Below are 15,747 nucleotides of genomic sequence, written 5' to 3' on the forward strand. Positions count from 1 at the left end.
TTTATTGAGCTATGGACCTGTGAAATTGGCTTTCAAATAAATTTATGAACACATTCAATCAATATCTTCCATGGACGAAGAAAAGAGTAGAGTCTGTTCCCTCAACCGTTTGGGAACAGCTCTTTTCTCCAGCCAAGGGGATAATCCAAGACCAATCGCAACCGATCAGCAATTTGATGGTTTTAGTTGGTCAGAAGCTTGCTCAAAACACCGATTTATCAACGTTTAAAAAGCGCGCAGAGCTCGTTTTTTGGTATAACGAATTTGGCCGTAGTATATTTAATGTTGATGAGCTAGAGCAAACCTTGTCTGCAACAAAGACTACGCCAGTGAGCGACAAAGAACTTGTTAGAGAATCAGGCGGGGTAAACCTTGTTGGTTATAATAGGGGACGACTGGGTTTAGGTGAGGATATTCGTGGCTACGCTGCCCTGTTAGATCGTATCGGCTGCCCTTATTCTATTGTTCATATTGGTCACCCTTCAGACGACCCTGCTACGTTTACTCACCCCAATGAAGGGATGGTGAGGTATAACAAGTCGATATTCTTTCTAAATGCTATAGAAATAGCTAACTTGCTGGCTATCTACGATGATTTTTCAAAGCACTTTGGTTGTGCTGTTGCCGTGCCGCCTTGGGAGCTAGAGAATGTGCCTGAGGAGTGGATATCTACGCTAGAGTCTTTTGAAGAAGTGTGGGGCATATCTGCGTTTACCACCACTGCACTTCAAAAAGTTCATAGTAATGTGCACTATGCCGCTCCTGTTGTTTTGCCTTTAAGTGAAATAGATAAGACCCAAAGAAAAACGGGTGAGACTTTTCGATTTTTATTTGTTTTCGATGCTGGCTCTTTCATTGAAAGAAAGAACCCGCTAGCGATTGTTGAAGCATTCCAACAAGCGTTTCATTCTTCTGAAAATGTAGAATTGGTTTTAAAAGTAGCAAATGAGTCAGACAGTGAACAATGGGCTACGGTAAAAAAGAAAGCTAACTCAGACTGTCGCATTAAAATAATAAGTCGCCTAATGACGGCAGCTGAGTTAAATGCACTGTGGTTAACAGCAGATTGCTATGTATCACTTCATAGAAGCGAAGGGTTTGGGCGAACTATAGCTGAGGCTTTATTAAGACGACTACCCGTTATTGCTACAAACTATTCGGGAAGCACCGACCTCTTTCCTAAAGATTACCCTTGGTTAGTAGATTATGAATTAACACCGGTGGAAGAGCGCGCGTACCCATTGGCATGTAATTCTAGGTGGGCAAATGCTTCGATTGAAGATACAGTAAAAAAAATGCGGCACGTGAAAGCAATGAAGGATGAAAACTACCTTCAACATGTCACTAATAGTGCAATAGACTTTGTAGCTAAGCAGTTTATATTCGATAACGACTCAAGACCAATAACAAGGTGGTTGAAATGCGAAAAGGAATAATTCTAGCAGGCGGTTCAGGCACCCGCCTTCACCCACTAACTAAAGTGGTAAGTAAGCAATTAATGCCTGTTTACGATAAACCCATGATTTTTTATCCTCTTGCTACTCTAATGATGTCAGGGATTAAAGACATCCTGATCATTACAACGCCTTTCGAGCAGCAGCGTTTTATTGAACTTATAGGTGATGGAAGCGATTTAGGTATCAACGTTCAGTATGCAGTACAGCCATCACCAGATGGACTTGCTCAAGCTTTTCTTATTGGTGAAAAATTTATCGGCAATGATAGCTGCACCTTGATATTGGGCGACAATATATATTACGGGCACGACCTCAAACGCTCACTTCAAAATGCATACAGTCAAGACTATGGTGCTACTGTTTTTGGATATCATGTTACCGACCCAGAACGCTACGGCGTGGTCGACTTTGATGATAATTGGAATGCGCTTTCTATTGAAGAAAAGCCTGATGTACCCAAATCGAATTACGCGGTAACCGGCCTGTATTATTATGATAACCGCGTGGTCGACTTTGCAAAAGAGGTTAAACCTTCACACCGTGGCGAGCTTGAAATTACCGACCTAAATAATCTGTATCTGCAGGACGGCAGCTTAAAAGTAGAGCTAATGGGCCGAGGTTCAGCATGGTTAGACACTGGTACCCTTGACTCGCTATTAGATGCTGCCAATTTTGTTGCCGCTATTGAAAAGCGCCAAGGCCTTAAAGTGTGTTGCCCCGAAGAGGTTGCCTACAGAATGGGCTATATTGATGCCGAGCAGCTAGCCAAGCTTGCCGCACCGCTTAAAAAGAGTGGATATGGAGATTACTTGTTAAAAGTGATTAGCGACAGAGTAAAAGCGTAGTGTAAACACCGCGTCTTATTTGGAAAACACATGCAAGTAGTTAATACAGAAATACCCGACGTAAAAATTATTGAGCCAAAAGTATTTGGCGACGAACGCGGCTTCTTTTTAGAAACCTTTCGTACAGATTGGTTTAAAAAAGAATGTGCCGATGTTGAATTTGTTCAAGACAATCATTCAAAATCTAGCCAAGGTATTCTTCGCGGCCTTCACTACCAGTTAGAACAAACGCAAGGCAAATTAGTACGCGTTGTTAGCGGTGAAGTATATGACGTTGCGGTAGATATGCGTAAAGATTCTGCTACTTATGGGAAATGGGTTGGCGTAACTTTATCTGCTGAAAACAAGCGTCAGCTGTGGGTGCCTGCTGGGTTTGCACATGGTTTTTACGTAACTAGTGAGTCGGCTGAGTTTGTGTACAAATGCACCGACTATTATCACCCTGAGTCTGAAGTGTCGGTAAACTATAACGATCCTATTTTAGGCATTACTTGGCCGTTAGTGAACGGCGAAAAGCCTTCGCTGTCTGGCAAAGATGAAAACGGTACTGCGTTTGTGGATGCCCCTGCGTTTTAATCGATAACTCATTGTAAGGATAAGCTATGAAAATTGTTGTTATTGGTAACGCAGGGCAACTGTCTTATGAACTTGTACGCATACTAGGTGAAGACACCGTATGTTTAGGGCCTGAAGATACCGACATTACCAGTGAAGAGGTATTAACAAAAACCCTTTCTGAGCTAGCTCCGGACGTTATCATTAATGCTGCCGCCTATACTGCAGTAGATAAAGCCGAAGACGATTTATCGCTGTGTCATGCAATTAATGCTACTGCCGTTGAAAATTTAGCAAAGTACTGCAAAAGTGCAGGTGCGTTTTTGGTTCATGTGTCTACAGACTATGTATTTAACGGCCACAAAGGCTCGCCTTATTTGCCTAATGACCCTATTGAGCCTCAAGGCGCTTATGGTAAAACCAAAGCCGATGGCGAAAAGGCGGTGCTTGACCTTGTTCCAGAACAAAGTTGCTTAATTCGCACCGCATGGGTGTACTCTGCCCATGGCAATAATTTTGTGAAAACCATGCTTCGCTTGATGGCTGATAAACCACAGCTTAAGGTTATCGACGATCAAATAGGTACGCCTACATGGGCCAAAGGCTTAGCTGAAGCATGCGTAAGCGCTGCCAAAAATAAAACGGCAGGTGTACACCATTGGACAGATGAAGGAGTTGCCAGCTGGTATGACTTTGCATTAGCCATTCAAGAGCTGGGTATAGAAAAAGGCTTGTTAGACAATGCTATTCCTGTATTGCCTATTCCAACTAGTGAATACCCCACACCGGCCAAGCGCCCTCATTACAGTGTGCTAGATAAAACTTCTGCCCGCGAGGCGTTTGCCTCTTGCAACCCTACGCACTGGCGCAAGCAGTTGTCGGCGATGATGGATGAATTAGTGAATGAATGAGTTGTTTGCTGACCAGAAATTGCAGTTTAAGGCTCAGTCGAAGACTGATAAAAATATTAGTCGGTAGCTATGCAGTGGTCCTTACTATCTAGTCAAACAATATACATAGCCAAAAAATATTTTGAGAAAAAGATAAATGAGTAAAACAATATTAGTTACCGGCGGTGCAGGATTTATAGGCTCTGCCGTGGTACGTCATCTGATAAACGATACCGACCATAAGGTAATTAACTTAGATAAACTGACTTATGCCGGTAACCTAGAATCCTTAACTTCAGTTTCAGATAACTCCCGCTACAGCTTTGAAAAGGTGGATATTTGCGATGCTAACCAAGTTAAGCGTGTTCTTAGCTTCCATCAGCCCGATATTATTATGCATTTGGCGGCCGAATCTCATGTTGATCGCTCTATTGATGGGCCAGGCGAATTCATCCAAACAAACGTAGTGGGTACTTACACACTATTAGAACAAACTCGAGCTTATTGGAATACATTGGAAGGCGATAAAAAGGACAGCTTTAAATTTCACCATATCTCTACTGATGAAGTGTATGGCGATTTACCGCATCCTGATGAAGTTGAGTCAGGCACAGAGCTGCCTTTGTTCACTGAAACAACGCCATACGCGCCAAGTTCGCCATATTCAGCAAGTAAAGCCAGTTCAGATCAGCTAGTTCGTTCTTGGTTACGTACTTATAAGTTACCAACGCTAGTGACAAATTGCTCGAATAACTATGGGCCTTATCATTTCCCAGAAAAGTTGATACCGCTGGTTATTTTAAATGCTTTGGCGGGTAAGCCGTTGCCCGTGTATGGCAAGGGTAATCAAATTCGCGATTGGCTATATGTGGAAGACCACGCTCGCGCGCTGGTACTGGTGGCTCTTGAAGGTAAAGTTGGTGAAACCTATAACATTGGCGGGCATAACGAAAAGCAAAACATTGAAGTAGTAAACACTATTTGCGCTATTTTAGATGATGTTAAACCAAAAGAGGGTTCTGATAATGCGAAATATGCAGACCAGATAACATATGTTCAAGACCGTCCTGGGCATGACATGCGTTATGCAATAGATGCTAGCAAAATTGAACGTGAGCTTGGTTGGACCCCACAGGAAACTTTCGAAAGTGGCATTCGCAAAACCGTAGAGTGGTACTTGGAAAATGAAGCGTGGTGGAAAGCGGTTTTAGACGGTAGTTACCAAGGAGAGCGGTTAGGTGCAGGTAGCTAGTTCGAAAAATAATGAAGTGTGATATTCTTAAAAAAGCCGCAACTGAATGCGGCTTTTTGTTATTTTTAGGGTCTTAATAGCAGTATGAAAAAGTTGGCCATGTTAACTGTGAAAGGTGCGGTGGGGTTAGTTCCCAAGACGGTGCGAAATAAGCTTAAAGCAAACCATCATCTCACCGAGTTATATAGCCGTTCGTTGCAACGTTCGGGGCTATTCTACGGTTTTCCTTCTGAGAAAAAGCGCATGGCGCTTTACGGTGCGTATTTAAAGCAACAAGAGGCGAACTTAGCTTCTCTCGCTTTATCGCCAATGCTTATTAGTGATGTGTATATTGTGGTGATAGGGCATAGCAATATTGCAAATACCCTTAAAAGCTTACTGCAAGCGGGTGTGAATCAATCACACGTTTTAGTTGTTACTACGCAGAAGCTTGCAGAAGACGCGAAAGCTTGTTCCTCTCTTCATGATGCAATAGATCAGTTACCCGCTAATATGCGTGCATTCTTTATTAATAGTGGCGACGTGCTTACTCGTGAAGCTATACAGGCATGTGCAGGGCTATCGAACACCGCTGATATTGTGTACTGCGATACCGACAAAGTGAATGGTAAGAAGCAGCGCGTGTCGCCTTATTTCCTGCCAGACTGGAACCCAGAGTTACAGCTGTCAACTGCTTATGTTTCAACCGGGGTGCTGGTAACTGCCCAAATACTTAAACGTTCGGCAATTGATGCCAATACAATTGCAGGTCTGATTACTGAACTGTGGCTTAAAAATACCTCCATAGTCATCGATCATGTTGCATATACGCTTGTTCATAGAAGCTCAAATAAAGCTGTATGGCGTACCGGGCTAGAAGACGTAGCTCAAACAGTAAAAGCACTAACACAAGCAGTGCCAGCATTTAACGAGCAACAAGGTGTAAATCATAATCAGTGGCCAGTACAGACAGAACCCTTAGTCTCGCTAATCATCCCGACGAAAAACGGGAAAGATCTCGTAAAAGCGTGTATTACCTCAATACTGGAGAAAACCGTTTATCAAAATTATGAAATATTATTGATAGACAATGGTTCAGATGAGCCTGCTAGTTTGAAGTATTTTGAAGAGCTGGATAAGCACCCTAAAATTCGTGTTTTACGCTACCCGGGAGTTTTTAATTATTCCGCAATTAATAATTTTGGCGTGCAACATGCAAGTGTAAACAGTGAAATTATCGGCCTTATTAACAACGATATTGAAGTGATAAGACCTGAGTGGCTTACCAGTATGGTAGGCCACGCATTACGGGAAGATGTAGGTTGTGTAGGAGCGAAGTTACTGTACTCCGATGGCAGAGTTCAACATGCCGGTGTGGTGTTAGGGTACGGTGGTGGTGCAGGCCATGCACACAAATACTTCCCTCGTTATCACCCCGGCTATATGAAGCGGTTAATTGCGACGCAAAATTACAGTGCGGTTACCGCAGCGTGCTTGTTAGTGAAAAAGTCACTATTTGATGCAGTGGGTGGGTTGAATGAAGCTGACCTTACAGTAGCATTTAATGATGTAGATTTTTGCCTGAGAGTAAAAGAAACTGGGGTTAGAAATGTATATTGCGCCGAAGCCGAACTTTATCATCATGAATCGGTAAGCCGTGGTTTAGACCATGCGCCAGAGAAGGCGGCGAGGTTTAATAAGGAGCTAGCATACTTGAAGAGTAAGTGGAGTAACTATATTGAACACGACCCCGCTTATAGCCCGAACCTTACGCTTAAGCGAGAAAACTTTTCGGTAAAAACAAAAGAAGAGTTTTGAGTTTAGAGAGAATTACGCAATTTACTCAGCATAGATTAAGCGCGCTGTGATTTACGAAATGGTTTTATGATTAGATTTGCTAGCAAGCTAGAATATAATTTATCTGATTAATGGCAAACATTATAAAATCTCGAAAATTTGGAATAAGTTAAACAAATGGAACAGACAATGAAAAAGTACAAAATAGCCGTAGCAGGAACTGGTTACGTAGGCCTATCTAACGCCGTTTTGTTAGCGCAACACAATGAAGTGAAAGCTATTGACTTAGTACCTGAAAAAGTTGAAATGCTAAACAACCGACAGTCTCCTATTGAAGACATCGAAATCTCAGAATATCTCGCGACCAAAGAGCTGGACCTTCTAGCGACCCTTGATGCAGAAGTGGCGTATAAAGATGCTGATTATGTAATTATCGCCACACCCACCGATTACGATTCTCAAACCAATTACTTCAATACCAGCAGTGTTGATGCAGTTATCAAAAGCGTAATGGCGGTTAACCCAAAAGCGGTGATGGTAATTAAATCTACCGTGCCTGTTGGGTTTACACGCGAAGCAAAAGCGCGTCATGGCTCTGATAACATTATCTTCTCACCTGAATTTTTACGTGAAGGCAAAGCGCTTTACGATAACTTACACCCAAGCCGTATTATTGTAGGCGAGCGTTCAGAGCGAGCTGAAATTTTCGCCAAGCTATTAGAGCAGGGCGCTATTAAGACAGGCATTGAAGTACTATTTACCGACAGTACTGAAGCCGAGGCTATCAAGCTTTTTGCTAACACGTACTTAGCGATGCGTGTTGCATACTTTAATGAGCTAGACAGCTATGCAGAACGTGCCGGATTAGATACAAAACAAATTATAGAGGGCGTTAGCTTAGACCCTCGTATTGGCGGGCACTATAACAACCCAAGCTTTGGCTATGGTGGTTACTGTTTACCGAAAGATACGAAGCAGTTGCTTGCTAACTACAGCGAAGTGCCTAACAACATGATTCAAGCCATTGTGGATGCAAACCGCACCCGCAAAGACTTTATTGCCGATTCAATTGTAAGCCGCAATCCGAAAATTGTGGGTATTTACCGCCTTATTATGAAGTCGGGCTCTGATAACTTTCGCGCAAGTGCTATTCAAGGCATCATGAAGCGTATTAAAGCCAAGGGTATCGAAGTTATCGTGTATGAGCCGGTACTTACCGATGATGAGTTTTTCCGCTCTCGTGTAGTTAACGACTTAGAAGCCTTCAAGAAAGAGTCTGATGTGATAGTTGCCAACCGTGTAACCGCAGACATCGAAGACGTGCTAGAAAAAGTATACAGCCGCGACCTCTTCAACGCCGACTAAACTCTTTTTGAAAAGAATAAAGGGGGTCAGAACCGCATTAATAGTTAAATGTGGATCTGACCCCATTTATCACCTACCCCCCAGCACCAAAGTTATCCCGCGATATACAAAGCTCACTAGCGCAATACGCAAATCCACAGGCTGATATTTAGCTAATGAGATATTATTCAGTTATGTTTTGAAGAGCAGGATACCTTCAATGATTACTGAAGATTTGATAGTGCGGGAATGTTTTGAAGCAGTGGAAGCTTTTGCTGAATGTGCCTATTTAGGCAGAGGGCGATTTGATTGGACGAAGGTTCAAAAAGACGCTCACGAAGCATTAGATAACCGGTTTGGCGAAGCGCAGGTGGCATTGTGCGTAGAGCACTGCAAAGGGTAATGGACAGTAGGATAGGGAGAAATAATACAGATTGTAGTTACCCCTGCGCGACTAACTCTGCGTAAACAGTGCCTTTGCGTTATCAACAATGTGCTCGCAAATAGTGTAATCCGCTCGACTTTTCCCGGTGATTGCATAGTAACGTTCGTTTAGTGTTTTGGCGTTGCCAATACAATGCACGCCGTATTGCGCTTCTACATGAGTCGATATAGCTGAGGGCGCGCAGAATACTCCAAAGTCTTCGCTACCAAATAGTTTAAGTAGTGCACTGTCATCAAATTCGGCAACAATTTTAGGATACAACTGCTCAGTTTCAAGCCAGCTAACAAGAGCGTGCCGTATGCCTGAAGTGTGTCCCTGCATCAAAAGCGGCATATGATTTAAACATGCAGGAAAGCGTTCATTATGCTTCAGCGGATGTTTAGCGAAAAAGCTAAGCGAGCTTTCACCCAGAAAGTAGCTATTGGCATTCACTTGGGTACCAGGTGCAATACCCCTATCGGCCATAATGAAATCGACGGCGTTAATGGCTAATTCTTTTAATAACCCCTCAAAGCTGTCTTCCTTTATTACATACTTCACGTTCGCGAACTCGCGCATGGTATTGTGCACAAAGTCGTAAAAAAGCACCTTCGGAATACCATTAGTAATACCAATCACGAATTCTTTCGTATTAATTTCGTCATTTGTATTAAGAATTTCAGCAAGTTGGTTGCCTTTGTGAAATATTTCACTGGCATACTGATAGCTCACTTTACCTTTTGGGTTCAAATATAAACGTTTGTTTATTCTGTCGAAAAGCGAATAGCCCAATTGATTTTCAAAGGTACTGAGTTGCCCACTTACTGTTTGAGGAGTAACGTGAAGGAGTTTTGCAGCCTTTGCAATGCTGCCTTCTCGCGCCACAAGATAAAAGTAGTAAAGGTGGTGATAGTTTAAATGATGCATAACTAAGCTTTTGTCGATGAACTTAGAAGAATATAACAGATTTAATCTTATTAGATATTAAATTACACTATAGAAAATAAGCTTGCGGGTACATAAAAGATACTATTATGGAAAAAGTAATTAATCTGCGTAAAACAAGGAAAACGCTGTTTTCGTTGTTAAAACCTGAAGCCAGCTTCTTTTCAGTAGCAATAGCCTACGGTGTGGCAATAAGTTTAATGACATTGGCAGTACCTATTGCGGTACAAACCTTGATAAACAGTATCGCTAACATCGGTTCAACGCGAGCCGTGGTGATACTGGCCATGGTGCTGTTTTTCACATTATTCACCTCTGGCGTGTTCAGTGCCCTTCGCATGCGAATAATGGAGTATTATGAGCGTAAGGTGTACGCGCGCCTTACATCCGATATTGGCCTACGCACTATCATGGCACCTCATAGCTATTTTGAAGGTCGTCAAAACATCAGTATGACCCAACGTTATTTCGACATAATGACGTTACAAAAGAACATTCCCTCGCTCATGATTGATGGCTTTGCATTGGTATTGCAAATGCTGGTGGGCTTTACCCTAGTATCCTTTTATCACCCAACCTTGTTGGCGTTTAACGTTGTACTTATTCTTGTGATGTATGCGGTATGGAAAATTTGGGGGCGGGGCGCTAAGCGTACGGCAATTCAGTTATCCACTGCAAAATATAACTCGGCTAAATGGTTACACGATATTGCAAGTGCTCATGAGTTCTTCAAATCTGCCGATCATGTCGAATATGCTGGAAAGACTACCGAAGGCTATATTGGCGACTATATTCAAAAGCATAAAAATCACTTCCACTATACCTTCTCGCAAGTTGTTATGTTTTTACTACTCTATGCAGTGGCGAGTGCGTCATTGTTAGGTATTGGCGGCGTTTTAGTAGTGCAAGGGCAACTGTCTATCGGTCAGCTTGTTGCCGCAGAACTAATAATGTCAGCAGTGTTTCTCGGTTTATCCCGTTTTACCCAATATCTCAAACTCTACTATGAGCTTTATGGCTCGGCAGAAAAGTTAGGGAGTGCACTTTCTATTCCGCAAGAATCCCTTCATTCAAATGCTGAACATATACCAGAGTCTTCCAAGCTTACATTTAATAAACTAGTGCTTAAGCATGGTGACGACCACTGCAATATCGATGTAACACTTGAGTCGGGAACGCAGTATTTTATAACCACAGAAAAGAGCTGGGTACAACGAGAGCTACTGGGTCTTTTAAAGCGTTACGAGCCTGTGCGCTCGGGCGAAATTACGTTAGATAACTTAAGCCTGAATGACTACGATATTCACGAACTTCGTCAAGCGGTGACCATTCTCGACCGTTCATTAATTATCGAAGTATCGATAGAGCAATATTTAAAGCTTGCTCAGCCAAAGGCAAGTTATGCTGATATCCGCGCGGCTCTTGAAGTGGTGGAGCTAACCACGGCCATCGATGCGTTACCTGATGGTTTAAGAACCCAAGTCTCCGTGATGGGGGCGCCATTGCAGCCACTACAGTTTTTGCTATTAAAATTAGCCGCAGCGATTATCGCTAAACCTCAAATTTTGATTTTAAATCAGCATTTCGACGCTATACCGCCAGCGTTAAGAATACGATTGCTCGAGCGATTAAAGGAATACGACTTTACTGTGCTGTACTTTTCTAATATGCCCATTCCTGAATGCGCTACCGGCTTATTGCATCTTCATGACGACGCACAAGTAACGCATTACAATAATAGCGATAAAAGCGCTTCAGATGGACATGTTAAGGAGGACAGTTAAATGAATAATGCTGAACGTCGTTTTTTAGATAACATGAAGTCGCTGCCTGCCTTGCGGGTGCCTAAACTACACAGAGTGGTATGCGGCATTATTGTGTTTTTGATTATAGTTTCAGGCTTTACACTGTACTTTACGCCTTGGATCCAGACAGCCTACGGCACAGGCATGGTGGATTCTTTAGACCCCGAAGATCGCATGCAGCCCATAAACGCCCTGGTGGACGGGCAGGTGAAGATGTGGCACGTAAGGGAAGGTCAGCAGATAAAAGCGGGCGCGCCAATTGTCACGCTTATTGATATAGATGCACAGCGCTTAGAAAAGTTAGAGTCGCAGTTAGCCGCGGCCAATTTGAAAAACCAAGCTAATGAAACCGCTGTGCGAAATGCCGAGAACAACCTGCAGCGTCAGATAGGCCTCGAAAAGCAGGGGCTAGTGTCGCGCAAAGAAGTAGAGAACGCGCAAATAAAAGTGGAAGAGTTGCGAGCGAAAGCGGCGGCGTCGGTAACAGAAATTAACGATGTAAGTATGACGCTATCCCGTCAGTCTACGCAAACCAAAGTGGCGCCGGTTGATGGCACAGTGGTTAGATTATTATCTGGCGGCGTGTCTACTTTCGTAAAATCAGGAGACATTTTAGGCCAGTTTATTCCTGCTGATGCAAAACGCAGTGTGAGAATAACAGTTCGGGGGCTAGATGCGCCCTTAGTAACACCAGGCGCAAAAGCGCGTATTCAATTTGACGGTTGGCCGGTGTTTCAGTTTAGCGGTTGGCCTGGGGCTGCAATAGGTACTTTCGGTGGTGAAGTGGTTTATGTAGAGCCGGTGGCGAATACCATGGGTGAGTTTCAGGTATGGATAAAGCCCGACAAAGATGATGTGGCCTGGCCGGCAGAAAGTTCAGCACGCTTGGGAAGTCAGGTAAGAGCGTGGATATTGCTTGAAGAAGTTCGCTTAGGTTATGAAATGTGGCGTCAGTTAAATAACTTCCCACCTAAACCTACGGTGCAGCCACAAACTACCGCCACTGCGAAAGGAAGCGGTCGGTTATGATCAATAAAGCGAAGCTTAGTTACTTTCTTAATTCAGCCGTAGTTGCCTTAACGTTAAGTGGTATATCGGGCGTACATGCAATAGAAAATACAGCCAGCCAGGTTCCTGCGCCCAGTATTAATGAATTTATAGATAGCATGACCCAGTACCATCCCTATGTACTGGCGATTAACGAGGGTAATTACCAGGCGGCCGCTGAAGTAGAAATTGCACGAAGCAGTTTCGACCCATTCATAGAGCAGAAAACAAAAAGCCGCGTGAGCGGTTATTACGACGGAACAAATTTAACCCAACGCTTCACTAACCCGGTGGAGGACTATAATGCCAATGTATTTACCGAGTATCGTATTGCAGCGGGCGATTTTCCGGCTTATGAAGGTGGTTACGATACACTTTCTGCAGGAGAGGCGAGCGTTGGTGTTGCTATGTCGTTATTGCAAAACCGCGAAATAGATAAGCGCAGAACTGAGCTTCGAAATGCGGGACTTGCCACGGCGCAGTGGGAAGCGCAAGCCACTAGTATGCTCAATAACTTTGTTTATAAAGGGGTTACTGAGTACATATCGTGGTATGAAAGTGCGCTACAAATTAAGGCGGTAGATAATCTGCTTGTTACTGCCCAAGACAGGGAAAAAGCGTTGACCACACGTGTTGAAAAGGGCGACCTCGCCAATATCGTGTTGGTAGAGTTTCAAGCAAATATTATGCAGCAGCGATTGTTACTGGCCGAACTTAAGCAAAAGCGCGACGCTCATGCTCAAATGTTGTCGTTCTATTGGCGCTCTCCCCAGGGAGACATGATGTCGTTCAATGCTGACACACCGCCAAATGATATTGAGTGGCCATTTTGGGTGGGTGATGCACAAATTATGGCGTTGCGTAAAGCCTTGCGCCAACACCCAGAACTTGATGTGATGCAGTTAGAGCAGCAGGTGGTAAAAAACAAAACTGCGCTAGCCAATAATGCCTTACTGCCAAAGCTCGATTTACAAGCGTCTATTGCTCGAGATGTCGGGGCAGGATCTGAAACATTAGAAGGTACAGAGACTAAACTTGGCCTTTCGTTTTCTTATCCACTTGGTAACCGAAAGGCCAAAGCGGAACGCTCTCAGTTACTATCTAAGCAGCGGGAGTTAGGACACAAATTTACCTCAATCCAGCAGTCGATCATGCAACGCTTCGAGCAAGCTTATGTATATTGGACTCAAGCAAAAGATATAGCTGCGTTGCAAAGCGAAAATGCGTCACTTGCTAGAACATTGTCCCGTGTAGAGAGAACGCGGTTTGATGCCGGCGATAGCGATATGTTTGTATTAAATGCTAGAGCGCAAAATGAAATTAAGGCGCAGATCAAAGAAATAAAGGCCAAAGTAGATTTATTGAAAGCAGAGCTCATGCTTTATAAAGAAGCAGCTATGCTGTATGAAATGAAATAGCGCGTTAAATGTCTTTTATGAGAGCGGGGTAAGGCGCGCTGTGTTGGTGTATGAACGTATTTGTTTCAGCTACAAACTAGTTTTGAATTTTGTTGAGTACGTTATAACGACTTTTAACAGCAATGCAGGTAACTAGCGTTACCTGCAGCTCTATTAACCAGAGCACTATCAATCAGCGCATTACCCACTAGCAGCACTTTAAAACTTCAGTGCTATCAACTGTCAGTGCTGTCAAACCTTCAGTGCTATCAACCGCCAGTGCTGTCAAACCTTCAACACTACCCACCTTCAGTATCATCAAAACAAAGCCCTAAAGGCGATGTTAAATCTAATTGCCTACGGCAGTGGCAAAGTCACTTTCGCTTAGTCCAGCAGACAGGGCATACTCTTTAAGCTTTATCTGAGATACGCCAGAGTTGTTTGCAGTATTTAAAATACGCATTATCTGTTCACGTTGTTGTGACGACTCGCGAACAGCAGTTTCTACTACCTTTTCGGCTTTATTAGGGAATACGGCTAGCAAAGCGTCAACAACATACTCGCCAACAAACGGTACCGCGTTAAGCGCACTTGTCATTATCTCGACAATTTTGTTTGGGTGCTCTTGCGAGAGTGTTTGCACAATACTGTCGGCAGAGTCTGGTTGAGTTAGCACGGCAACGCGTACTATTTCATCAAGCTCTTCTGGTGTAGCCATTGCAGCCGCGTGAACTACAAAATCTACGTAAGTCGGTTCAGCTGTTATAGCTAACTTAACGATATTCGGACAACTACTAACTTCTTTCTCGATAGCAAGCTTTACAATTTCTTCTGTAGACGAAGGTTGCGCCGATATTGCAGCGAAGATGATTTCTCTGTATTTATCAGGGTAAGTGTCTAATGCAATATCTACCACAAGCACAATGTCTTGCGGATAGTGACCAGCGATAGAGCTTATTGCTCTTCCCACTGACATAGTCTGATCTACCTGACGCTTTAAAAAAGCGGTTTGAAACTTAGTAGACTGACTTACTTCATCCTTTGGCACTACTGAAGGGCCTGCAGATTCGTTAGATTCTGTAAGGGGTGAAACTTCTTGCGACGCTTCCTGTGCATTTGCTGTTGTAACAACACCGATACTGAGAAAACCAGCTGATAACAGTGATGCCGACAGAATTGTTAGCGTTCTTGACATAAATCCACCTTTTATAATTATTGCGTAGCTTTATAACGATGCTGCTGTACTCGCTGATGTGTTTGCTTTTGTAGTAGCTATAGCAAAGCGCTTATATGAATGCGCCCTACCTACACACTTAGAGCCGTACGCTTATATAGGTATTAACTGCTGTAAATAACTTAGGCAGGCTACTCACTTTACTGTGAAAGAGTCACTGTAAGAGGTGCACCGTAAATGTTAAACACAGAGCTAACGGTATAAAGGTACAAGCAATATAAGTACATACTGTAAAGGTGTGTGCGTTAATCAAAGAATTCGATATTCGTTTCGATATCGTTTCGTTTTCGCACCCTGCCTTATTTGCTTTTATCGCTTTTATGTAAAAAGCGACATTCGATAACATATATAAAGCTGTTATCGGCAGCGATCGTTTACCACTTAGTGGTAACTACTATATAGGATCTTAAGTCTCATCCTATTAGTAATTAGTCCACATTGTCTACTAATTATCACATCTGACTAAAAATTAGACGCTTGGTTCATTTTTATCGACTTTTTATTACTTTTTCATGAATAAGGGTTGACGTGAGCGCTCAGATCCCTAAAATGCGCATCCGCTTCGGGGGAAAAGCAAAACGACTTACCCAGCTCTTAGCAAGAGAAGCAAGTCATTACTAACCTTTAAGGCCAGTAAAGACGGGAGTTTCGAAGTAGCACTTCAGAAAATAAATTTTCAAAAAGTGTTGACAGCAAAAACTTCCAGCGTATAATGCGCACCTCACTCAAACGGAGTGAGTCACCAAGAAGCAACGGCTTACGGTGAGGTTGCACTT

At 43.2% G+C, this 15,747-nt stretch carries 13 protein-coding genes; 11 read left to right on the forward strand and 2 right to left on the reverse strand.

Going from position 1 to position 15,747, the window contains the following annotated elements; all coding sequences use genetic code 11:
- Positions 1-44: 44 nt before the first annotated feature.
- The 8 genes from AC27HD_RS15760 (at position 45) to AC27HD_RS15795 (ending at position 8,522) form a co-directional block, all read left to right on the forward strand.
- Positions 45-1,436, forward strand: a complete 1,392-nt coding sequence (locus AC27HD_RS15760) for a glycosyltransferase (RefSeq protein ID WP_487107014.1) — start codon at positions 45-47, stop codon at positions 1,434-1,436.
- A complete protein-coding gene (gene rfbA, locus AC27HD_RS15765; RefSeq protein ID WP_487107016.1) occupies positions 1,421-2,302 on the forward strand; it encodes a glucose-1-phosphate thymidylyltransferase RfbA in 882 nt (293 codons plus the stop codon). Before AC27HD_RS15760 ends, rfbA begins: the two co-directional genes overlap by 16 nt.
- A gap of 30 nt (positions 2,303-2,332) precedes the next feature.
- Positions 2,333-2,878 (forward strand): dTDP-4-dehydrorhamnose 3,5-epimerase, encoded by a 546-nt coding sequence (gene rfbC / locus AC27HD_RS15770; RefSeq protein ID WP_487107018.1) that lies wholly within the window; start codon positions 2,333-2,335, stop codon positions 2,876-2,878.
- 26 nt (positions 2,879-2,904) lie between these two features.
- Complete coding sequence (gene rfbD, locus AC27HD_RS15775; protein ID WP_487107020.1) at positions 2,905-3,768, forward strand: dTDP-4-dehydrorhamnose reductase; 864 nt, start codon at positions 2,905-2,907, stop codon at positions 3,766-3,768.
- A gap of 136 nt (positions 3,769-3,904) precedes the next feature.
- Positions 3,905-4,999, forward strand: a complete 1,095-nt coding sequence (gene rfbB / locus AC27HD_RS15780; protein ID WP_487107022.1) for a dTDP-glucose 4,6-dehydratase — start codon at positions 3,905-3,907, stop codon at positions 4,997-4,999.
- Positions 5,000-5,083: 84 nt separating this feature from the next.
- Positions 5,084-6,796 carry a glycosyltransferase family 2 protein gene (locus AC27HD_RS15785; RefSeq protein WP_487107024.1) on the forward strand — a complete coding sequence of 571 codons (1,713 nt, stop codon included), beginning with the start codon at positions 5,084-5,086 and terminating at the stop codon, positions 6,794-6,796.
- Positions 6,797-6,952: 156 nt separating this feature from the next.
- Complete coding sequence (locus AC27HD_RS15790; RefSeq protein ID WP_487107026.1) at positions 6,953-8,140, forward strand: nucleotide sugar dehydrogenase; 1,188 nt, start codon at positions 6,953-6,955, stop codon at positions 8,138-8,140.
- Between the two features lie 199 nt (positions 8,141-8,339).
- Positions 8,340-8,522, forward strand: coding sequence for a hypothetical protein (locus tag AC27HD_RS15795; protein WP_032094850.1), 183 nt, complete (start codon positions 8,340-8,342; stop codon positions 8,520-8,522).
- A 51-nt stretch (positions 8,523-8,573) separates the two neighbouring features.
- Here AC27HD_RS15795 and AC27HD_RS15800 read toward each other — a convergent pair whose 3' ends face one another.
- Positions 8,574-9,470, reverse strand: a complete 897-nt coding sequence (locus AC27HD_RS15800) for a LysR family transcriptional regulator (protein WP_032094849.1) — start codon at positions 9,468-9,470, stop codon at positions 8,574-8,576.
- Between the two features lie 107 nt (positions 9,471-9,577).
- Between AC27HD_RS15800 and AC27HD_RS15805 the strand changes: the two genes are divergently transcribed.
- The 3 genes from AC27HD_RS15805 to AC27HD_RS15815 are packed head-to-tail and all read left to right on the forward strand — an operon-like array spanning position 9,578 to position 13,758.
- On the forward strand, positions 9,578-11,272 hold the full coding sequence (locus AC27HD_RS15805; protein WP_487107029.1) for an ABC transporter transmembrane domain-containing protein: 1,695 nt from the start codon (positions 9,578-9,580) through the stop codon (positions 11,270-11,272).
- A complete protein-coding gene (locus tag AC27HD_RS15810; protein ID WP_487107031.1) occupies positions 11,273-12,322 on the forward strand; it encodes an HlyD family secretion protein in 1,050 nt (349 codons plus the stop codon).
- Positions 12,319-13,758, forward strand: a complete 1,440-nt coding sequence (locus AC27HD_RS15815; RefSeq protein WP_487107033.1) for a TolC family protein — start codon at positions 12,319-12,321, stop codon at positions 13,756-13,758. Before AC27HD_RS15810 ends, AC27HD_RS15815 begins: the two co-directional genes overlap by 4 nt.
- Before the next feature lie 328 nt (positions 13,759-14,086).
- Here AC27HD_RS15815 and AC27HD_RS15820 read toward each other — a convergent pair whose 3' ends face one another.
- Complete coding sequence (locus tag AC27HD_RS15820) at positions 14,087-14,932, reverse strand: hypothetical protein (protein WP_487107035.1); 846 nt, start codon at positions 14,930-14,932, stop codon at positions 14,087-14,089.
- Positions 14,933-15,747: the final 815 nt, after the last annotated feature.

The organism is Alteromonas sp. 4NS20-0143 (genome assembly GCF_057542855.1).